The sequence below is a fragment of the Novosphingobium ovatum genome (assembly GCF_009909235.1).
Lineage (GTDB): Bacteria > Pseudomonadota > Alphaproteobacteria > Sphingomonadales > Sphingomonadaceae > Novosphingobium > Novosphingobium ovatum.
This window is the reverse complement of record NZ_JAAAPO010000005.1, coordinates 1-16,319: the sequence shown is the minus strand read 5'-3', so window position 1 is coordinate 16,319 and position 16,319 is coordinate 1. Positions and strand designations below refer to the sequence as shown.

The window sequence follows — 16,319 nt, the reverse complement described above, 5'->3', positions numbered from 1 at the left end:
CGGGCGATAGAGGCGTTACCGCCGTCAACTCAGCGCGCCGATGTTGTAGCGTGGGCCGCCCAGCGCGATCTCGTTGAACGCGCGGGAGGTGGCGTCGGCATCATCGTCATGTTTGGCGGCAGGGAAATTCTCAAGCGCGGAAAACCATCGATCGTTCCACTCGCCGCGCAGAATGTCCACGTTCCCAGCCTCAGCCTGTGCGCTGAATGCCCCGAACCGGGTCACCTTGTCACCAGTCTCAGTGCTGGAGCGCGCGATATAGCCCGCGAGCTCGAGTTTGATGCTTTGCACTTGGCTCTTGCCCGCCTGCCCCGGATCTTGCGGCAAGGAAATGACGCAGGCCTTTCCATCGGCGCTGGCGTTGTTTTTGATGATCGTGCGGACACCAGATGGGCCCACACAGTCATTTGTGCTGTGCACCACGATGAACCGGCCACTTGGCGTTTTGCCGATCTTGACGGACGCTGTTGCATCGGGGTCTGGATTTTCAGCACTTCGCGGGGTGGCAGCCAAGTCATATCCGCGACAGAACACGGTGCCAACCGGGATCGCATCGACCACCGGACACCATGCCCGCTGGAAATACAGGCCCGCCGCCGGGCGGATTTTCCAGTTGCCGCCCAAAAGGCGCTCACGTTCGACCAATGGCAAAGCCAACAGTGAGGCCATATAGCCGGGGTCTGCTGCCATAAGTGCCTTGTTGTCGGTCAGCTTGGCGGGGATGAATGTAAGAGACTTGGCCGGGATCGGCACCGCCTTTCCCGCCTCATCCAGCATCGTAAAGCAGGCTAGATCCGCCGGATCATCGGCCCACTTCAGTTCTTCACCAACGCGGACAAACCATCGCAACTTTCCGGCGCGTTCCGGGATCGGCAGGCCGGTATCCTGATCAATCCACCATGCAATCAACTCGGCCACCCAGCTATCAGCATCTGGGTTGCACGTCGCACGGATGTAGGGTCGCACCCCGCACATCGATCGGTTGCGGCTAACCATGTACCAGAACTGCACCGCGCTGAAATGGGTCAGCTCGTCAAAGCAGATCAGCGGGATCTGCGACCCCTGCCAATTGAACCGCGTCTTGTCGTGTTCGAGGTGCGCAAAGCTGACCGACGCGCCGGATGGGAATGCCCAGGACAGGGTATGCTCTTTGGGATCGGCGCCAATCTGCGGATACAGCACGGCGCTTTCGTCCCACAGGCCGCCCTCGTTGCGGATCTGGACAGTGGATCGGCGAAAAAACACAGCGCCAAAGCCGGAGTTGCCAATGTGACGCAGGGGCTCCATCAGCAGCCCCCACGTCTTACCGCCACCCGCGCCGCCGCCGTAAATGGCTATGTCGGCAGGTGATGAAAGGAACACGGTTTGCGGGCCGGGCTGCGGCTTGATCGTCTCATCGGTAATCGCAGGGCCGCCATTATGGCCCATGCCAGCAGGTGGTTTCATCCGTTGCGCCCGTTGTCAGGAAGCGCGAAAATGGCCACAGCCGGACTGGTGGGCAGATCCTTCCCGTCCTTGCCGGTATGTTCGTGCCTGTCCTTCAGGTGCCCATAGAGCTTTGCCAGTCCCATCGTGGCCGACACTGCGGCGGCGGGCGTTTCACACTTGCGCGCGAACTCCCTATCCTCGCGGAGCATGGCGGCGATATCATCGACGGTAACGCCATGGCGCTCGGCGTGCTGGGCCTTCAACTCATCGACCCTTGCCGTGATCTTGCCGTTATCAAGAAGCTCCTTGGCCTTGCGGTTAACCGTCGCGTCTTTCATCTTTGCGGCGTCATAGGTGCGGCGATAGGCCTCTGACGCATTGCCAGTTTCGATATAGGCCAGAGCGAATGCCTCCTGCTTAGGCGTCAGCGTCATTCCCCCCTCCCGCTCAACGTCTGCCCCAGCACATACCGCCTGCGACGACGCTGCCTGTCAGCGAGGCATTGATCCACCGACGTGACATGCAGATTCTTACGCCCAAGGCGCGCGACCTCAGTGGCCCGGTCCTTCACCAATTGCTCCCTTCCAGTTTCGTCAACCCAGCGGCGCACACAGCGCCAATTCGCACGGTAGTGATGGCAGATGCCCTCCCAGCCCAACTCGATGAACCGTTCGCGGAAATCCGGCGGGCAGGGCCGGATCGGCTTAATCAACCCCGTGTCATGTGGGCGGCCATCAGCGCGCCGCTTCCTCTCCTCTATTGGGCGATTCCCCGACCATCCGAACAATGGCAGGTCATCCACCGAAAGAACGAGGCGGCAGCGGCGGCGCTGGTGGTCAACCATCATCATCGCGCTCCAGATCAAATCGGGCCATGGATAGACGGTGCGGCGACATGTCGGACGGCAGAACGGTGACGACGGCGCCAGCGCGAATGACAACCCGCTGCCCCGTCCCCAGCTTCACGATTGGCGCACCAAACGTCATGGCGGAAGCAATGGCCGGTGAACGAAGCGCGCGCATAGCGCGGACGGGATGCACCGCCTCAACGCGCTCGATATAGCGCTGGATAGCGTGACGGGTGATGTGCAGCCCAGCAGGCATCACGCCACCGCGCATTCGGCATTGGCCGGGCAGATCATGCCCACCACCAGCCGGATCAGAAACGGGCAAGCGCGGTGCTTGGCGGCGATGGCGTCAGGGTCCAGCCGCGCGAGACTGCCAGGGCCGTTCGCCAGCGCGTAATCGGCCATGGCGCGCAGGCAGGTCAGGTTGGCGCGGGCTTCGGCGTCATTCATGCGGCCTGCTCCTGCACCGCGGTGTTTCGCGCACGCAGCTCGGCGGCGTAGATCCATCCCCCCGGCGCATCGGCATCGGGGTAGATATGCCCGTAGGTGTGGGCCGCGCGCAGCCATGCCTCGGGGAGCGCGGCAATCGCGTCCGGCGCCAGTTCGCGGGCGCGCAGGGCGGCCATGGTATCATCGAAAACCCTCTGCCGCTCCCAGAACAGCGCGGTTTCGGCGCGGCGGTATTCGCGTAGGGCTTCGTCGTCGCGCTGCCACTCAGCGGCGATGGTCAGGCATTCCGCGATCGTCGGGAACCATTCGCACCGCTCAAGCACCTGGTCGGCCAGCCAGTTGACTTGCGCCACCGGCATATGCCCCAGCTTGCGCCGATAGGCGGCCACCAGCAGCTCGCCCGAGAGGTCATCCTGATTGCGCTTGGGCAAAGCGGCCAGCAGCACCCGCAGGCATTTGGCAAAATGGTCGGGATTGGTCGGTTCCAGCGCGGGCAGGCCAGCCGCAATCACCGCCTCGCAGGCTATCAGATCAGCGCCATTCATCCGGGATTGCGCCGGTGCGGTGCAGCTCGCGGTCAAGGGCTGCGATTGCACCGTCAACCCGCTGAGGTCGGGCAGGGATTCCGCGATGGGCTTGGGGTCGTTGGTCATTTGCGGGTGTCCAGATTTTGGCGTTTCGTATCCAAGTGCGGAAGGCGGCCTGCCAATCCTTCGACATCCGCCCCTTGTCGGCGGCGTGGTCGCGGAAGGCGGCGAGCTGCTTGTCGAACATGCCGGGGGGCCATCCATCCACGGTGGTCTGCGCATCCAGCGTCAGGATCGGCTGCCAGTCGGCGGGCAGGGGGTGATCGACACCGGCAGTTCGCTTGATGGGCGGCTTGCGCTTGGGCTTGGCCGGGATTTCGTCAGAATGGGCATCAGGCAGCGGCGCGCGCTCTAAATCCTGAGGATACGAAGTATCCGAAGGATTATTGTTCCCTTGTTTCCCTTGTTCTTTTGTTGTCCGGTTTCTGTCCGATTTCTGTCCGGTTTGCTGTCCGGACAGTTGTTCGGTTTCCGCCCCGAAATCCTGATATTTGTCGTAATTGCAGATGGTTATGATGGTCTTTCCCTGTCCGGTTTCCCGTTCGATCATCTGTTCGGTTTCGAGACGTGTCAAAAACCGCTCGACAGCGCTTGGCGACCACTTCCATTCCTTCGCCAGATGCTCACGCCCGGCGCAGATTTGGCCGCGCTCCACGGTGATGGTGCGCCCGCGTGCATCGTGCCGCGTGGGCTTCCATGCTGCGTGCGCAACCAGCCAGAACCACGCGCGGAAGCGGTCCGCGTCCTTGAGGACGGGATGACTGAATGCCTCGCGGTGCAGGGCGATGAAACCGCTCACAGGGGACGCTCTCCCCGCCATGTGGCGATGCGGTCGGCGTGCAGGGCCGTCCGAGTGGCGCCGCGCACACCGATGCACAGGAAGCCGGGTAGGGCGCCGCAGGTCGGGCAAATCACCTGCGCGGCCTGACGGCGGCGGCTATCGTGCTGGGCAGAATTGCGCCTCACACCAATCTCCCCGCATTGCGCAGCACCTCAAGCCCTGCGGCTGCGCTGCGCACCAAATGAAACGGCACACCCATCAGGGCGCACCACTCGCTGAAATCGCTCTGCCCGTCCGTCAGGCGGTTGCTGCCTGCCTTGAACTCCATCGCCAGCGCGCCGCTGTCCCACAGGAACAGGTAATCGCTGGTGCCGGTAATCAGGCCAAGCGCGCGGGCCAGCGCCACCTGTGGCGGCACGGCGACGCCACCACGCGGGCTTTTGCGCACCATGCCGGCCAGTTCGTTGGCAGGGTGCGTCCAGACAGCCCGAAGCCTGCCTTCCAGCGTGGCCACGCGCAGCTCGGTCACAAAGGCCAAGCATTCGCAATCCTCCGGCCCGGTCTTGATCCGGTCGGAGAGCTTGCGATACGCCATCAGGCGCACAAGGAAGGCAGGCGTGGGCATAGGGGTTAGTCGATGCCCAGCGCGTTCTTATAGACCTCGGTGAGCGCTTCCAGCTCCCTGCGGTCATCGGGCTTCATCTTGCGGATACGCACCACCTGGCGCATCGCCTTGGGGTCATAGCCGGTGGCCTTGCCCTCTAGATAGACGTCCTTGATATCGTCGCCGATACCCTTCTTCTCTTCTTCCAGACGCTCAATCCGTTCGATCAGCAGGCGCAGGCGTTCATCGGCTTCGCTCATGTCTTATTTCTCCAGTGGTGCAGGAACAGGGTAATTGTTGATGCGGCACAGTTCGCGGCATGTGGCGCGGTAGAATGCCCGGTCTTTATCGCGGCCATGCTGGGCCAGCGTGCGGGCGGCATCGGAAGGGGTCGGCGCGGCGGGCGCGGCGGCGGGCTTGGTCCAAGGCAGGCGCATCACAGGCCCTCCCGGCGCGCCAGTTCATCGCGCAGAACATCAGTCGGCAGTTTGGACGCGGCCTTGATCGTGGCTCGAAATGCGGCCTCACGCTCTTCACGCGCGCGGACGGCGGCCTGCCGGTCAAATGCCGCATCCTGAATGCGCATGATGGTCCGCAGGCGCTCAGCAGAGGGGCGTTGGATGCCGCGCGTTTCCAGCGCGTGGGGCAACCCCTTCAGCCCATTCGCCGGACGCCGAACCATGCGGCAAAACGCCTCCATAGTCAGGTCGTGGCGCTCACAAAAGGCCGCGATGTCGCGCTCCAGAACCTCGATCTCGCCAACCGGCATCACGTTCGACGAATCGCTTGTCGTCCGGGTGTCCGCGATGTCGGCGCTAGGCGGCACCCACGGCAACTGGTGATCGCAGCCGCGTCCGCCGGGAATGCCGCAACCCCGGCATGGGCTGTTGTCCATCGCCTGCCGCTTAGGCTTAGCCTGTCGGGGCTGACGCTGCGCAACGGGCTTGGCGCGATAGGCCGCAACAATGCGGGCCGTGTCGATCTGCGATGCCGGGATGACCGCACCGGCGGGCGTGACGTAATCGTACATCATGCCGCCAGCCTCCATCCACCAGACGGAATCTCTTTACCGCCCATTAACTCTTGGCTGGTATCTGTCTCACAATGGGAGACTTCGATCTTCGTCATTGCCATCCCCAAAAAAAGGCCCATGCCGTCAGCATGAGCGGTGAACGATCAGCGTGTGGCGATGGCGCGCTCTGCGCGGTCCAGCCACTTGGCGCGCTTGGCGCCGGTCACACTGTCAAAACTGGTTCCGGGATACCGGGCCGCGTATATGCGCTGCGCCATCTCCTCACGGGTGATGTGGGGCAGGCTTTCACCCGCCTCACCGGCCATGTCGGTCAGAGCCGCGCGTATCGCAGCAGCCAGTTGGTCGGCGGTAAAATTGACGATCACAGGGCCGACTTCCATCATGCAGCCCTTGGTTTTGCTGTATTCAGGAGTCGGAATTGACCAATGATCCGTTTTTGCCGGGGATTGTCCTGCACCTGCTGAACATTGCGGACATTCAGGCGCGGGCGCTTCACCAACAGGGCATTCTGACCGATCAGCATTCGTCACGCTATGCAGCTGAATTGCGATCCCTTGCGGCGCTTCTTGATCGCATGTTGCAGCAGACGCACGGCGATGACGTGCCGCCAACAACTCTTGCCTCGCAGCTTCATGCAACCGCGCTTCTTCTGGAGAGCAGGGAGTGAAGGCGGGGGCAGCCAGCAAGGCTTTGGCCATGTCCTCTGCGAACGCCATTTATGCGGCCTCCGGGGATTTGCGGGCGCGGCGGGGCTTGGATGCCAGAGCGCGGACGGCAATCAGCGTCCGCTTGTCCGGGATCAGGTCGCCCCGCTCAAAGCGGGAGATGGTCGATTGATGCAGGCCGAGCTGCTCAGCCATCTCGGCTTGCGACAGCCCAAGCTGGCTTCGGATTGTCTGAATATCGCTCATGCCATGCTTATATGCGCATGCGCATATGGAGATCAAGCATGATATGCGTTGGCGAGTTGGATTTCTTCAAGCCGCCGGTTTATGCGGGGCGCATGGCTGGCGAACTTAAAGACAAGATCAGGAAAATCAGGCTATCGCTTGGCCTGAAGCAGGATGAGTTCGGTCAGCGCCTTCAGACGAACCAAAGCACGGTGTCGCGTTGGGAGCGTGGCGCATTGCCCGATGGGGTTATGCTTCACCGTATCGCCGAATTGGCCAACACAACGGTCGAAATGCTGATCGGCACCGATGATATTGCCGTTCGGCCAGCCGATAGCATCCCGGTTGTCGGGTTCGTTGGCGCTGGATCGGCAATCTACCCATACGATGATTACCCGCGCGGAGACGGAATGGATTTTGTGGAGCGCCCGCCTTTTGTTACCGGGCAGGCCGTGGCTGTCGAAGTGCGTGGTGATAGCCTTTTCCCTGTTGCGGAAGATGGCTGGCGGCTTGTTTATGCTGGGCAGCAAGCCGTTGTTGAGGAGGAAATCCTCAATCGCCTTTGCGTCGTCCAGCTCGCTGATGGGAGAATGCTGGTCAAGCGTGTCATTCGCGGCACCGCACCGCAACGCTATCATCTGGCCTCGACAAATGCGCCGTTGATTGAAGATGTCGAAATCACCTGGGCAGCGCGGGTGAAGGCGATCATTCCGGATTGATGGATTTCAGGGCGGAGGCTGTATTGATGATTCGGATGTGCCTTGTCGTAGGGGTGTTAGCCCTAACAGGCTGTGAGGCCCTTAGCCCGGAATACAAGCTGAAGAGCGAGGCGCATAAGGCTGTGACGGCTTTATTGCGCGATCCTGAGTCTGCTGATTTTGACGATTCTACGTTGCAGATATACGCGGCGGCAGGTCTTGTTTGTGACGGCAAGGTAAACGCCCGCAATGGGTATGGCGGCTACACTGGATTTCAAAACTATGTCTATTCTCGAGCCGGTGGAGTCGCGTTCGAGAATGATGATTCAACGCTCTATATTCAGCTTTTGACAAAGTGCACGGCAGAAGTTGTCAAAGAAACTGAGCGGCTAACACGCCAAATGGCTGCATCCCCATCGAAAGGTGATGGGCGGAAATGACAATGCGAAGAGAGGCAAATCTCCGGGCTGCTGAGGAGGCGAGGGCCAAGGCCTTTGTCCAGCAAAAACGCGACATTGCCAGCATGGGCCTGCGAGCAATATTCCATCCATCAAATGCACTTGCGGGACCATGCCCGGCAGCTCACGCGATGCCAAAGCGCAAACTGGCGGCTGGTGATATGCAGCCAGTCCCATTGCCTGACTGCACCCACCCCGACCAGTGCGCTTGCCTGTATCAGGCGGTGTTGATCTAGCGCGCCGAGATAAGCGCGAACGGCAAGAATTGATGTGCCACCCCCCCCCGCTGGACAGCCCCGGCGGGGTTTTTTGCGTGCCGTGACTGCGTGCGCTAAAAATGCGCCAACGCATATTTTTTCCTTGACGATATGCGCATGCGCATTTATTCAGGGTCCAACAGCCGGTGAGCTTTCGCGCAGACCCGGCAAGGTTGGAGACCTTCGATGCCCAAGACCGCACACCTGACCGACACCGTCTACTTCACCGCCGATTGCTGGCGTGGCCGCGAGATCGAATGCGCTGTTGAAGTTGAATTCAGCTTTGACGGCGATGAGGAATTGCAGATCACCAAGGCGGTGTGGGTCGAGGGCAATCCCGAGCTGATCCCTAATGCCGACGATGCCCTGTGGGACGCGGTGTGGGACATTGCGCAGGGTGCCTATGACGACTGGCGCACCGAATACGAGGCCGACCGCGCCGACCACGCGCTGGGCATGGTGGAGGCCGCGTGATGGGCTTCCACCGCTTCATTGAACCGCGTGAACCGCTGGGCGTTTTGTTCGCCCCGGTTTCCGCCCCGGCAGATGTGACCGATGCCACGCGCTTTCCAAACATCGCCGCCGCCCGCGCTGAGCTCGCCGCCATGGACGCGGTCAAGCGCGCCCGCCTGATTGCTGAATGGGAGGCCTGACATGGCTCACAACAACTTTTGGATGACCAGTGTCGCCAAGGAGCGCGGCGTTAAGGCTGTGTGCCTCCAGTCGCTTGGCGGTCTGTGGCAGGGATTTGCCGCCATCAGTTCCGCCCGTGAAACCGCCATCATCAGCGGTCACTTCGGCTTCTGGCGCGTCAAGCAGCCGGAAGGGGGTGCGAAGTGACCGCCACCATCCTGACCATCGCCGCAATCATCCTGATCGCCGCTGGCAGCCTCGCATGGGCCTGCTGCGCGATGTCCGGCATCGCACAGGCTGCGACTAACGCCGTGGAGAACAACAATGGCTGACAAGATCGAGTGGCATCCGCAGGGGACGCCGGGGCCTTGGCAGGCGACATATCAGGAAAAGAGGGAGAACCACGTTATCGAAACCGCATACGGCGGTTGGCGTGAGGCTCCGGTCGCATTTACTGCCAACCATTTTGTTGGCGGCAATGAACCTGCCAACGCCCGCGCCATCGCACAAGTCCCCGCCATGGTCGCGGTGATGCGGTCGATGACTGAGAACGGCATCACCAAGGCCGATCACGACACCATGCGCGCCATCCTCGCCCGCATTGACGGAGCCGACCAGTGAAGGCCGCTATCGCGCTGTTCACCAGCCAGCCCGCCTCGGAGCATCTGTCCGCCGCCGCCGGTGTGTTTAGCGTGATGTTCGTCATCCCCATGGCGATTGGTTTTGTAGCCCTGATCGCTTCCTAACCCCCTTCAGGCTGGCGACTGCGACCCGGCCAGCCTGAACGCCGGTGGGCGGTTTCCCTCCCATCCCCCCGTCCACCGGCACCCATTCAGGAGTTTGAGCCATGATTGCTTACGAACTTCGCTCACCGCGTGGCCGTCAGATGATGGCCTTTGACAGCATCCACCGGGCCAAGGCCGAGCGCGATGCGCACGCCCGCCGCACCGGCATCAACCTCCGCCTGTTTGAGATCAAGCGCGAGGAAAGGGAAATTCAATGAACGCTCCCGCCCGCATCCAGCTTGGCGACGGCGACGACAAGTTCCGCGAAACGGTCGTGGGCGGCTCTGAGGTGTCGGCGCTGTTTGATGCAAATTCGTGGCTGACACATTTCGAGCTGTGGCACCGCAAGAACGGCACCATTGCCACGCCTGACTTTGGTGGCGACGAGCGGATCGAGGCGGGCATTCGGCTTGAAGGCGCGATTATTGATTGGGCCTGCGACAAGTGGGGATACCGCAAGATGCCGACCCCCAAGCGCCTGGACAATGGGCGCGGGCTGGGCGGCCATCCCGACCAGAGCGTGATTTGCCCCCAACGCGGCGAAGGCATCCTTGAGGTCAAGACGGTCGATTGGCTGCAAGCGAAGTCGTGGGGCGACGAGCCGCCGCTGCAATACCAGTTGCAGGTGATGGCTTACATGGGCCTGTCCGGCGTCCGCTGGGGCGACATTGTGATTTTGGTCGGCGGGAACGAACTGCGCCGGTTTGAGATCGACTTCCGCCCCAAGCTCTATGCCGAGATCGAGCGCCGCGTTGCCGCGTTCTGGCAATCCGTGCGCGCCGGGACGCCACCGCCCGCCAACTACGCCCGCGACCTTGAGCCGATCAAGGAGCTTTACGGCGTGGGCATGGACGAGGTTGCCGATCTGACGGCCGACAATTTGGCGGCCATTGCGGCGGCTGAATATCTGGCGGCTGACGAGGCCGTGAAGGCAGCGCAGGCGCGCAAGGATGCCGCGCAGGCCGAGTTGATGGACAAGATCAAAACCGCGTCCGTCGGGCTGCTGAACGGCTTCACGCTGCGCACCACCACCATCAAGGCCACGCCCGACCGTGAGGCTGTGGCGGGCGAAATCATCAAGGGGCGCAAGGGATACCGACGCCTGACCATCAAGGAGATCGCATAATGGCTTCGCAGCCGAACAACCCCGTCGCCGTCATCAAGGATTCGGTGGCGAAACTGGCCCCGGAATTTCGCGCCGCGCTTCCGCCGCACATCCCTGTCGAGAAGTTCGTTCGCGTGGCGCAGACCGCCATTCTCACCTCGCCTGACCTGCAAAATGCTGACCGTGGTTCGCTGTTCGCCGCCTGCACCAAACTGGCGCAGGATGGCCTGCTGCCTGATGGCCGCGAGGCGGCGCTGGTGATCTTCAACGCCAAGCAGGGCAACGGCTGGACCAAGAAGGTTCAGGCCATGCCGATGATTGCCGGTGTCCTGAAGAAGATCCGTCAATCCGGCGAGGTGGCATCGATCGATTGCCATGTGGTGCATCAGAACGACAAGTTCACCTATCGCCCCGGCATCGATATGCAGCCGGTGTTTGAGCCGGATTGGTTCGGTAATCGCGGCGAACCCATCGGGGCCTATGCCATTGCCGTTCTGAAATCGGGGGAGATTGTCCCGCCTGAAATCATGAACGTCGAGCAGATCGAGCGCGTCCGCAATGTCAGCCGGGCCAAGGACAGCGGCCCTTGGAAAGACTGGTGGAGCGAAATGGCGCGCAAGACCGTGATGCGCCGGTACGCAAAGCGCTTGCCGTCCAGCACCGATCTTGAAGACCAGATTTTCGCCAAAGACCCCACGATGGATACGCGGCCTGAGCTGGTAACGGTGCAGGTCGAAGCTCCGCAAGCTGAAGCCCCGCGCCTGTCGCGCCTCGAAGCACTTGAAAGCGAGGTCATCGAGGACGCCGAAACCACCGAGGCCGAGGCCGAGCCGGAATATGGCCGCGCCGATGCTGACCACGGCGACCAGTTTGACGGGGCCGAGGATGAGCCGGCCTATGCCGCGCTGGTGCGCCGCCTGCTGGGCGGGATCGAGGCCGCAAAGAACCCGGCGTATCTCAAGGTCATCGACGACGAGTTCGTCCAGCACCGGGCCGGTCTGCCTGACGATGTGGCGGCGCAGATTGATGCCGCGTTGACGGCCAAGCGTAAGGCTATGTCGTAATGGCAGGCAGCGTGAACAAGGTGATTTTGGTCGGCAATCTTGGCGCAGACCCCGAGGTGAAGTCCTTCCAGAACGGCGGGCGCATTGCGACCCTGCGCATCGCCACGTCCGAAAGCTGGAAGGACCGCCAGACCGGCGAGCGCAAGGAGCGCACCGAATGGCACAGCGTCGTGCTGTCGGGCGATGGCCTGACCGGCGTTGCCGAACGCTACCTGCGCAAGGGGAGCAAGGTCTACGTCGAGGGCCAACTGCGCACCCGCAAGTGGCAGGACCAAAGCGGGGCCGACCGATACACCACTGAGGTTGTGCTTGGGCCGCGTGGTGTCCTGACCATGCTGGACGGGCCGCAGGGCAACGGCACCGGGCAGGCGGGCGGCAACGCTGGCGGCCATCGGCAGGACACCCGGACGCAGGGCGGCGCACAGGCCAGCAATGGCGATTGGGGCGCTGATGACCTCAACGACGAAATTCCGTTTTAACCCCCCAAGGGACCGGGCGGCCAGCCTAAGAAGCGCGCCCGTTTAATTCCATGCGCACCTATTTCCCCGGCCTAGCGTCAATTGCGCTGGCCATTGCATCGGCCTTCGTGCCGAACGTTCACGTCTCCGGGCTGATGCTGCTGGCGTCCGGCCTGCTGCTGCTGTGGTTCATTTTCGGCGATGCGCTGATGCTGAAAGACGCGCCGACAGCCACTTTGCGCGACCAATTTGCAATGGCGGCGCTGACGGGGCTGATCGCACAGTCTGCTTATGGGACATCAGCAGAATTTGCACGACAGGCTGGCTCCATGGCCGATGCCATGATGGCCGAGCGCCAGAAGGGTGGTGCGGCATGACGCCGATCGAACGCATTGAGGCCGCGACGGGGCCGGATCGGGAGTTGGATTGCCTGATTGCTGCTGAAATCGGGTTACACATAGACGGGTGCCGACACTCAATATCAGAAATGCTTACAATGTTTGGGATCGGCAGTCTGGTTGAAACGAGCATGTCTAACAATTCGGTCCTGAAAACCATTCCCAGCTACACCGTCTCCATCGACGCAGCCCTGACGCTGTTGCCGGAGGGATGGGCAATTGATCGGCTGAACATGTGGCCGGGTGCGCCAAGTTGTTGTGATGTTGTCGGGACGCATGACCATAATGGTGGGCGCTGGCACAACTTCTCGGATGGTGAGGCTAGAGGTAAAGCCGCCACACCGGCCCTTGCCCTGTGTGCCGCCGCCCTTCGCGCGAGGGAGGTGGCCAATGGCTGACCGACTGCCCATGACCCCCTCCGACCTGATCGCCCCCAGCCTGACGCACCCCGGCCTTGCGCGTCTGCTGGACGAGCCGACCACCACGCTTGCCGAACTGCGCATTGACGCCATCGCCCGGCTGGAGATTGGGCTGCGGATTGAAGACGCAACCGGCGTTGACCTGCTGGACGAGCACGAGGGGTGGAGCACCGTCGCTGATGTGATGGCCTGCTATGCCGAATGCAGCCGCCGTGGTGCGCTGGACGCGCTGATGGCGGGGGAAGGGGAGGTGGTGTTGTGAGCAAGGAACTCATCACCGTCACCGAACGCGAATTGCAGGGATGGCCGGGGGCAAGCATGACCCTCGCGCCACAGGGCAAGCATTCGAAAATGGTTCTGCAATTCAAGGACCAGACGCGAATGGTCGTGATTGCCACAACGCCAAGCGATTGTCGGGCAGTACCGAACCATCTGGCAGTCGTTCGCCGGGAACTGCGGGCGATGGGGGCGGAACGGCATCACCCCACGCCAGCCAAGCCAAAGCCCGAGCGCGCATTCAAGCCTCATATCCCTGCGTACCAGACACCATTCAAGGAATTGGACCAGACCATGACCCAACAGAACGCCAAGCCCGTCAAAAAGATCGAGGCCATTTTCGCTGCTATTGCCGACCTGCGATATGCTGAAATGCTGGAATTTTCCGGCCTGTTGTCAAGCGCGGCAGTCAGCACAGACCTAAAGCGCCGTGACGTGCATGGCTGGGCCAAGATGCTGCAAAGCGCGATTGATGGGGTGGCCGCATGACCGCAGACGTCATCACCCTTAAGCGCTGGACCGCGCACATCACCTATCGCCACGATGCGCGGAATGAGGTTCGCATGGCCTCGTTTGAAGAACTGTTCGAGCTGCATGACATCATTGAGGCGGGGCCGAACTTCTACGCAATCGAAAGCATTGTGATTCGTCCCGGCGGGCGGTGCGCACCGACCACCGTTGAAAAGGGGGACTTGTTCGCATGACCACCCCAGACCCCATCACCATCCGCGCGCGTGAACTGTTCATTGCCGCCCAGCCGCGTGGCCTTGTGGTCGAACGCGCCGCACGCAACGGGGCCTATGACGGTGGCTCCTACATCCGCGACTACATGGACGAGGCCCGCCGCCAGATCGAGGCCGAGGCGAAAGGAGGCAGGGGGAAATGAGCTGGCCCGCAGCAATGCTGCGCAAGACCGCAGCGGCCTATGTCGATATGAGCGAAGCCGCTTTCCTACGGGACGTGGCAGCCGGTAGGCTTCCCTCGCCGCAACGGTGGGGGGATGGCAAAGAGCGGTGGCTCAAGGATGCCATCGACCGCGCCATTACCGGCGAAAACGATCCTCTCCCCGCGCATCGAGTAAGGTTCAACCAGCACTATGGCAACGCCGCGTAAGCTCCCGCACGTAAAGTTTGTCCGCCGGAAATTCGGCGGCAAGGTGCATGTTTACGCCTATTTCAACACCGGTCAGACGGTGAGTGGCAAGCCCGTTTATGCCCGCCTGCCCGATCCATCTGCGCCGGAATTTTACGCCAGCTATGCGGCTTATCTGGCGGGGCGCACGAAGCGCGCAAAAGCAGGGCCGACCGTCTCCAGCCTGATTGGCGAATATTTGTCCAGCGCGGATCTGGCGGGGAAGGCCACCGCGACACAGAACCTCTATCGCATCCAACTCGCCAAAGCCGAAAAGGCCTTCGGTGACTTTCCGGTCGATGACCTGCACCCGCATGACGTTCAAAGGGTGATCGATTCGGAAGGCTGGGGCGGTGGGACGATCAACGCATTTACCGCGGCGATCAGCACCATGTATCGTTGGGCAAAGAAGCGCGGGAAGGCCACCGTCACGCCGACAGACGGCATCGACAAGGCCAAGATGGGGCAACATGAGCCATGGCCAGACGATATGCTGGAGGCTGGGCTAAAGGCGGATGATGCGACCATTCGCCTTGCCGTGCGCCTGCTCTATTACACCGGCCAGCGGATCGGCGATGTCTGCAAGATGCGCTGGGGGCAAGTGCGCGCCGGGGAGGTTTCCTTCGTCCAGCAAAAGACCAAGATCGAACTAGTGTTCCCGCTCCATAGCGAGCTGGCCACCGAGCTGGATCAAACCCCCAAGCGCGGGATCTACATCCTGTTGACGGAATCGGGCGCGCCAATGCAGCCCGCCCGCCTGCGCGATCTGATCGATGCCTTCACCACCGGGCTTGGTCGAAAATGTGTCCCCCACGGCCTGCGCAAAAACGCGGTGAATGCGCTCCTGGAGTCGGGCTGCACACTGCATGAGGTTTCATCGATCACCGGGCAGAGCATCCAGATGGTCGAGCATTACGCCGCCCGCGTGAATCGCCGGAAGCTAGGCACGGCGGCTATGCTGAAATTCGACACTGGCGGCAAAAAGTCCGCTTCCTGATAGTGGAATTCCGCGCTATAGTGCGGACATGGATTGGAAGAAATACCTCCGCGCCGACGAGAAGGACAGGCTGTCCGAGATCGCGGCGCTCCGCCTTTCCTTGGCCGCCGAAGCCCGCCGCATTTACGACCGCTGCTTGAAGCGTTCAAAGCGGGAACGGGAAAAGCGCCGGGAAAACGATTTGTAAACCATTGTGGGAAAAGCGGTAATTTGGCCTTGGTGTTAACCACGAAATAAGAGCCTGATGCCTAAATGCGCTGGATTGACCGATTGCCGAGCCACCAGAGGGGGCCAATTTGACCTATATGTACAGCAATGCCGCGTGCGAGAACGCGACCCCGGTTTCGCTTGATTCGGTGCTGCCGGACGCAGTTGCTGCGCGAGTCGTTGTGGTGGGACTTGGCTATGTGGGGCTGCCTTTGGCGGTGGCTTTGGCCGGGCGGTTCGAGACGGTGGGGCTGGATATTGACGCGCGCCGCATTGACGAACTGGCCAAGGGGTATGACCGCACCAATGAAATCAGCGCGGAGCGGCTGGAGGCCAGCACGCTGGCGTTGAGCGCGGACCCGGCGATCTGCCCGCCGGCCGATTTCTATATCGTCACGGTGCCAACGCCGATTGACGGCGCCAACCGCCCCGATCTGCGCATGGTTGAGGCCGCGTCACGAACCGTATCGGCGATGCTGGTCGCGGCCGTGGCCGAAGGGCGCACGCCGGTAGTGGTGTATGAATCGACCGTCTATCCCGGCGTCACCGAGGAGGTCTGCGCCCCCATTCTGGAGGCAGGATCGGGCCTGAAATGCGGACGGGATTTCTATCTGGGCTATTCGCCTGAACGCATCAACCCCGGCGACCGCGAGCACACGATCGACAAAATCACCAAAGTGGTTTCCGGACAGACGCCCGAAGTGCTGGAGCGTGTCGCCGCCCTGTATGACGCGATCACCAGCGGGGGCGTGTTCCGCGCCGCCAGCATCAAGGCCGCCGAGGCGGCCAAGGTGATCGAAAACGCACAGCGCG

Annotated in this window: 35 protein-coding genes; 22 read left to right on the top strand and 13 right to left on the bottom strand. The window is 61.9% G+C overall.

What is annotated here, in order from left to right:
* Positions 1–24: 24 nt before the first annotated feature.
* From terL to GTZ99_RS12350, 12 genes are all read right to left on the bottom strand, one after another.
* Complete coding sequence (gene terL / locus GTZ99_RS12400; protein WP_201742524.1) at positions 25–1,446, bottom strand: phage terminase large subunit; 1,422 nt, start codon at positions 1,444–1,446, stop codon at positions 25–27.
* A complete protein-coding gene (locus GTZ99_RS12395; RefSeq protein ID WP_161719349.1) occupies positions 1,443–1,862 on the bottom strand; it encodes a terminase small subunit in 420 nt (139 codons plus the stop codon). The genes terL and GTZ99_RS12395 overlap by 4 nt, the downstream gene beginning before the upstream one ends.
* Positions 1,863–2,264: 402 nt before the next feature.
* Positions 2,265–2,531 carry a hypothetical protein gene (locus tag GTZ99_RS12390; protein ID WP_161719347.1) on the bottom strand — a complete coding sequence of 89 codons (267 nt, stop codon included), beginning with the start codon at positions 2,529–2,531 and terminating at the stop codon, positions 2,265–2,267.
* The gene (locus GTZ99_RS12385) at positions 2,531–2,725 is read right to left on the bottom strand and encodes a hypothetical protein (protein WP_161719345.1); all 195 of its coding nucleotides are present in this window, start codon (positions 2,723–2,725) and stop codon (positions 2,531–2,533) included. The genes GTZ99_RS12390 and GTZ99_RS12385 overlap by 1 nt, the downstream gene beginning before the upstream one ends.
* Positions 2,722–3,270, bottom strand: a complete 549-nt coding sequence (locus GTZ99_RS12380) for a hypothetical protein (RefSeq protein WP_161719343.1) — start codon at positions 3,268–3,270, stop codon at positions 2,722–2,724. The genes GTZ99_RS12385 and GTZ99_RS12380 overlap by 4 nt, the downstream gene beginning before the upstream one ends.
* Positions 3,257–4,111 carry a hypothetical protein gene (locus tag GTZ99_RS12375; protein WP_161719341.1) on the bottom strand — a complete coding sequence of 285 codons (855 nt, stop codon included), beginning with the start codon at positions 4,109–4,111 and terminating at the stop codon, positions 3,257–3,259. Before GTZ99_RS12375 ends, GTZ99_RS12380 begins: the two co-directional genes overlap by 14 nt.
* Entirely contained in the window at positions 4,108–4,278 is a 171-nt protein-coding gene (locus GTZ99_RS17140; RefSeq protein ID WP_455233738.1) for a zinc finger domain-containing protein, read from the bottom strand. Before GTZ99_RS17140 ends, GTZ99_RS12375 begins: the two co-directional genes overlap by 4 nt.
* On the bottom strand, positions 4,275–4,688 hold the full coding sequence (locus GTZ99_RS12370) for a hypothetical protein (protein WP_161719339.1): 414 nt from the start codon (positions 4,686–4,688) through the stop codon (positions 4,275–4,277). Before GTZ99_RS12370 ends, GTZ99_RS17140 begins: the two co-directional genes overlap by 4 nt.
* 35 nt (positions 4,689–4,723) lie before the next feature.
* A complete protein-coding gene (locus GTZ99_RS12365; protein WP_161719337.1) occupies positions 4,724–4,957 on the bottom strand; it encodes a DUF2312 domain-containing protein in 234 nt (77 codons plus the stop codon).
* Between the two features lie 3 nt (positions 4,958–4,960).
* Positions 4,961–5,134 carry a hypothetical protein gene (locus GTZ99_RS12360; RefSeq protein ID WP_161719335.1) on the bottom strand — a complete coding sequence of 58 codons (174 nt, stop codon included), beginning with the start codon at positions 5,132–5,134 and terminating at the stop codon, positions 4,961–4,963.
* The gene (locus GTZ99_RS12355; protein ID WP_161719333.1) at positions 5,134–5,730 is read right to left on the bottom strand and encodes a hypothetical protein; all 597 of its coding nucleotides are present in this window, start codon (positions 5,728–5,730) and stop codon (positions 5,134–5,136) included. Before GTZ99_RS12355 ends, GTZ99_RS12360 begins: the two co-directional genes overlap by 1 nt.
* 143 nt (positions 5,731–5,873) lie before the next feature.
* Positions 5,874–6,110 carry a hypothetical protein gene (locus GTZ99_RS12350; RefSeq protein WP_161719331.1) on the bottom strand — a complete coding sequence of 79 codons (237 nt, stop codon included), beginning with the start codon at positions 6,108–6,110 and terminating at the stop codon, positions 5,874–5,876.
* 38 nt (positions 6,111–6,148) lie between these two features.
* Here GTZ99_RS12350 and GTZ99_RS12345 point away from each other — a divergent pair, with 38 nt between their 5' ends.
* Positions 6,149–6,397: a hypothetical protein gene (locus tag GTZ99_RS12345; protein ID WP_161719330.1), complete on the top strand. Its 249-nt coding sequence runs from the start codon at positions 6,149–6,151 to the stop codon at positions 6,395–6,397.
* Between the two features lie 49 nt (positions 6,398–6,446).
* On the opposite strand, the gene GTZ99_RS12340 is transcribed toward GTZ99_RS12345, so the two are convergent.
* Positions 6,447–6,641: a helix-turn-helix domain-containing protein gene (locus GTZ99_RS12340; RefSeq protein WP_161719328.1), complete on the bottom strand. Its 195-nt coding sequence runs from the start codon at positions 6,639–6,641 to the stop codon at positions 6,447–6,449.
* Positions 6,642–6,679: 38 nt separating this feature from the next.
* Here GTZ99_RS12340 and GTZ99_RS12335 point away from each other — a divergent pair, with 38 nt between their 5' ends.
* From GTZ99_RS12335 to GTZ99_RS12245, 21 genes are all read left to right on the top strand, one after another.
* Positions 6,680–7,339 (top strand): XRE family transcriptional regulator, encoded by a 660-nt coding sequence (locus tag GTZ99_RS12335; RefSeq protein WP_227711326.1) that lies wholly within the window; start codon positions 6,680–6,682, stop codon positions 7,337–7,339.
* Positions 7,339–7,758 (top strand): hypothetical protein, encoded by a 420-nt coding sequence (locus GTZ99_RS12330; protein WP_161719324.1) that lies wholly within the window; start codon positions 7,339–7,341, stop codon positions 7,756–7,758. The genes GTZ99_RS12335 and GTZ99_RS12330 overlap by 1 nt, the downstream gene beginning before the upstream one ends.
* 461 nt (positions 7,759–8,219) lie before the next feature.
* The gene (locus GTZ99_RS12325) at positions 8,220–8,507 is read left to right on the top strand and encodes a hypothetical protein (RefSeq protein WP_161719322.1); all 288 of its coding nucleotides are present in this window, start codon (positions 8,220–8,222) and stop codon (positions 8,505–8,507) included.
* Positions 8,507–8,686: a hypothetical protein gene (locus GTZ99_RS12320; protein WP_161719320.1), complete on the top strand. Its 180-nt coding sequence runs from the start codon at positions 8,507–8,509 to the stop codon at positions 8,684–8,686. Before GTZ99_RS12325 ends, GTZ99_RS12320 begins: the two co-directional genes overlap by 1 nt.
* A gap of 1 nt (position 8,687) precedes the next feature.
* Entirely contained in the window at positions 8,688–8,873 is a 186-nt protein-coding gene (locus tag GTZ99_RS12315) for a hypothetical protein (RefSeq protein WP_161719318.1), read from the top strand.
* Entirely contained in the window at positions 8,870–8,998 is a 129-nt protein-coding gene (locus GTZ99_RS16980; RefSeq protein ID WP_264960546.1) for a hypothetical protein, read from the top strand. Before GTZ99_RS12315 ends, GTZ99_RS16980 begins: the two co-directional genes overlap by 4 nt.
* A complete protein-coding gene (locus GTZ99_RS12310) occupies positions 8,991–9,287 on the top strand; it encodes a hypothetical protein (protein ID WP_161719316.1) in 297 nt (98 codons plus the stop codon). Before GTZ99_RS16980 ends, GTZ99_RS12310 begins: the two co-directional genes overlap by 8 nt.
* Positions 9,284–9,412, top strand: coding sequence for a hypothetical protein (locus GTZ99_RS16975; protein WP_264960545.1), 129 nt, complete (start codon positions 9,284–9,286; stop codon positions 9,410–9,412). Before GTZ99_RS12310 ends, GTZ99_RS16975 begins: the two co-directional genes overlap by 4 nt.
* A gap of 253 nt (positions 9,413–9,665) precedes the next feature.
* Positions 9,666–10,577: a YqaJ viral recombinase family protein gene (locus GTZ99_RS12305; RefSeq protein ID WP_161719314.1), complete on the top strand. Its 912-nt coding sequence runs from the start codon at positions 9,666–9,668 to the stop codon at positions 10,575–10,577.
* A complete protein-coding gene (locus tag GTZ99_RS12300) occupies positions 10,577–11,620 on the top strand; it encodes a recombinase RecT (RefSeq protein ID WP_161719312.1) in 1,044 nt (347 codons plus the stop codon). The genes GTZ99_RS12305 and GTZ99_RS12300 overlap by 1 nt, the downstream gene beginning before the upstream one ends.
* Positions 11,620–12,099, top strand: a complete 480-nt coding sequence (gene ssb, locus GTZ99_RS12295; RefSeq protein WP_161719310.1) for a single-stranded DNA-binding protein — start codon at positions 11,620–11,622, stop codon at positions 12,097–12,099. Before GTZ99_RS12300 ends, ssb begins: the two co-directional genes overlap by 1 nt.
* Before the next feature lie 50 nt (positions 12,100–12,149).
* Positions 12,150–12,455 carry a hypothetical protein gene (locus GTZ99_RS12290; protein WP_161719308.1) on the top strand — a complete coding sequence of 102 codons (306 nt, stop codon included), beginning with the start codon at positions 12,150–12,152 and terminating at the stop codon, positions 12,453–12,455.
* Entirely contained in the window at positions 12,452–12,874 is a 423-nt protein-coding gene (locus GTZ99_RS12285) for a hypothetical protein (protein WP_161719306.1), read from the top strand. Before GTZ99_RS12290 ends, GTZ99_RS12285 begins: the two co-directional genes overlap by 4 nt.
* A complete protein-coding gene (locus tag GTZ99_RS12280) occupies positions 12,867–13,157 on the top strand; it encodes a hypothetical protein (RefSeq protein WP_161719304.1) in 291 nt (96 codons plus the stop codon). The genes GTZ99_RS12285 and GTZ99_RS12280 overlap by 8 nt, the downstream gene beginning before the upstream one ends.
* Positions 13,154–13,660: a hypothetical protein gene (locus GTZ99_RS12275; protein ID WP_161719302.1), complete on the top strand. Its 507-nt coding sequence runs from the start codon at positions 13,154–13,156 to the stop codon at positions 13,658–13,660. The genes GTZ99_RS12280 and GTZ99_RS12275 overlap by 4 nt, the downstream gene beginning before the upstream one ends.
* The gene (locus GTZ99_RS12270) at positions 13,657–13,875 is read left to right on the top strand and encodes a hypothetical protein (RefSeq protein WP_161719300.1); all 219 of its coding nucleotides are present in this window, start codon (positions 13,657–13,659) and stop codon (positions 13,873–13,875) included. Before GTZ99_RS12275 ends, GTZ99_RS12270 begins: the two co-directional genes overlap by 4 nt.
* Entirely contained in the window at positions 13,872–14,057 is a 186-nt protein-coding gene (locus tag GTZ99_RS12265) for a hypothetical protein (protein ID WP_161719298.1), read from the top strand. Before GTZ99_RS12270 ends, GTZ99_RS12265 begins: the two co-directional genes overlap by 4 nt.
* On the top strand, positions 14,054–14,284 hold the full coding sequence (locus tag GTZ99_RS12260) for a hypothetical protein (RefSeq protein ID WP_161719296.1): 231 nt from the start codon (positions 14,054–14,056) through the stop codon (positions 14,282–14,284). Before GTZ99_RS12265 ends, GTZ99_RS12260 begins: the two co-directional genes overlap by 4 nt.
* Positions 14,268–15,299 (top strand): site-specific integrase, encoded by a 1,032-nt coding sequence (locus tag GTZ99_RS12255; RefSeq protein WP_161719294.1) that lies wholly within the window; start codon positions 14,268–14,270, stop codon positions 15,297–15,299. Before GTZ99_RS12260 ends, GTZ99_RS12255 begins: the two co-directional genes overlap by 17 nt.
* A gap of 28 nt (positions 15,300–15,327) precedes the next feature.
* Positions 15,328–15,486 carry a hypothetical protein gene (locus GTZ99_RS12250; protein WP_161719292.1) on the top strand — a complete coding sequence of 53 codons (159 nt, stop codon included), beginning with the start codon at positions 15,328–15,330 and terminating at the stop codon, positions 15,484–15,486.
* Positions 15,487–15,604: 118 nt separating this feature from the next.
* On the top strand, positions 15,605–16,319 hold a 715-nt coding region (locus GTZ99_RS12245; protein WP_161719290.1), incomplete at its 3' end, for a nucleotide sugar dehydrogenase.

Coding starts and splice junctions, on each gene's coding strand:
- terL (WP_201742524.1), bottom strand. CDS start 1,446: ATGAAACCACCTGCTGGCATGGGCCATAATGGCGGCCCTGCGATTACC.
- GTZ99_RS12395 (WP_161719349.1), bottom strand. CDS start 1,862: ATGACGCTGACGCCTAAGCAGGAGGCATTCGCTCTGGCCTATATCGAA.
- GTZ99_RS12390 (WP_161719347.1), bottom strand. CDS start 2,531: ATGCCTGCTGGGCTGCACATCACCCGTCACGCTATCCAGCGCTATATC.
- GTZ99_RS12385 (WP_161719345.1), bottom strand. CDS start 2,725: ATGAATGACGCCGAAGCCCGCGCCAACCTGACCTGCCTGCGCGCCATG.
- GTZ99_RS12380 (WP_161719343.1), bottom strand. CDS start 3,270: ATGAATGGCGCTGATCTGATAGCCTGCGAGGCGGTGATTGCGGCTGGC.
- GTZ99_RS12370 (WP_161719339.1), bottom strand. CDS start 4,688: ATGGCGTATCGCAAGCTCTCCGACCGGATCAAGACCGGGCCGGAGGAT.
- GTZ99_RS12365 (WP_161719337.1), bottom strand. CDS start 4,957: ATGAGCGAAGCCGATGAACGCCTGCGCCTGCTGATCGAACGGATTGAG.
- GTZ99_RS12360 (WP_161719335.1), bottom strand. CDS start 5,134: ATGCGCCTGCCTTGGACCAAGCCCGCCGCCGCGCCCGCCGCGCCGACC.
- GTZ99_RS12355 (WP_161719333.1), bottom strand. CDS start 5,730: ATGATGTACGATTACGTCACGCCCGCCGGTGCGGTCATCCCGGCATCG.
- GTZ99_RS12350 (WP_161719331.1), bottom strand. CDS start 6,110: ATGGAAGTCGGCCCTGTGATCGTCAATTTTACCGCCGACCAACTGGCT.
- GTZ99_RS12340 (WP_161719328.1), bottom strand. CDS start 6,641: ATGAGCGATATTCAGACAATCCGAAGCCAGCTTGGGCTGTCGCAAGCC.
- GTZ99_RS12335 (WP_227711326.1), top strand. CDS start 6,680: ATGATATGCGTTGGCGAGTTGGATTTCTTCAAGCCGCCGGTTTATGCG.
- GTZ99_RS12330 (WP_161719324.1), top strand. CDS start 7,339: ATGGATTTCAGGGCGGAGGCTGTATTGATGATTCGGATGTGCCTTGTC.
- GTZ99_RS12325 (WP_161719322.1), top strand. CDS start 8,220: ATGCCCAAGACCGCACACCTGACCGACACCGTCTACTTCACCGCCGAT.
- GTZ99_RS12320 (WP_161719320.1), top strand. CDS start 8,507: ATGGGCTTCCACCGCTTCATTGAACCGCGTGAACCGCTGGGCGTTTTG.
- GTZ99_RS12315 (WP_161719318.1), top strand. CDS start 8,688: ATGGCTCACAACAACTTTTGGATGACCAGTGTCGCCAAGGAGCGCGGC.
- GTZ99_RS12310 (WP_161719316.1), top strand. CDS start 8,991: ATGGCTGACAAGATCGAGTGGCATCCGCAGGGGACGCCGGGGCCTTGG.
- GTZ99_RS12305 (WP_161719314.1), top strand. CDS start 9,666: ATGAACGCTCCCGCCCGCATCCAGCTTGGCGACGGCGACGACAAGTTC.
- GTZ99_RS12300 (WP_161719312.1), top strand. CDS start 10,577: ATGGCTTCGCAGCCGAACAACCCCGTCGCCGTCATCAAGGATTCGGTG.
- ssb (WP_161719310.1), top strand. CDS start 11,620: ATGGCAGGCAGCGTGAACAAGGTGATTTTGGTCGGCAATCTTGGCGCA.
- GTZ99_RS12290 (WP_161719308.1), top strand. CDS start 12,150: ATGCGCACCTATTTCCCCGGCCTAGCGTCAATTGCGCTGGCCATTGCA.
- GTZ99_RS12285 (WP_161719306.1), top strand. CDS start 12,452: ATGACGCCGATCGAACGCATTGAGGCCGCGACGGGGCCGGATCGGGAG.
- GTZ99_RS12280 (WP_161719304.1), top strand. CDS start 12,867: ATGGCTGACCGACTGCCCATGACCCCCTCCGACCTGATCGCCCCCAGC.
- GTZ99_RS12270 (WP_161719300.1), top strand. CDS start 13,657: ATGACCGCAGACGTCATCACCCTTAAGCGCTGGACCGCGCACATCACC.
- GTZ99_RS12265 (WP_161719298.1), top strand. CDS start 13,872: ATGACCACCCCAGACCCCATCACCATCCGCGCGCGTGAACTGTTCATT.
- GTZ99_RS12260 (WP_161719296.1), top strand. CDS start 14,054: ATGAGCTGGCCCGCAGCAATGCTGCGCAAGACCGCAGCGGCCTATGTC.
- GTZ99_RS12255 (WP_161719294.1), top strand. CDS start 14,268: ATGGCAACGCCGCGTAAGCTCCCGCACGTAAAGTTTGTCCGCCGGAAA.
- GTZ99_RS12250 (WP_161719292.1), top strand. CDS start 15,328: ATGGATTGGAAGAAATACCTCCGCGCCGACGAGAAGGACAGGCTGTCC.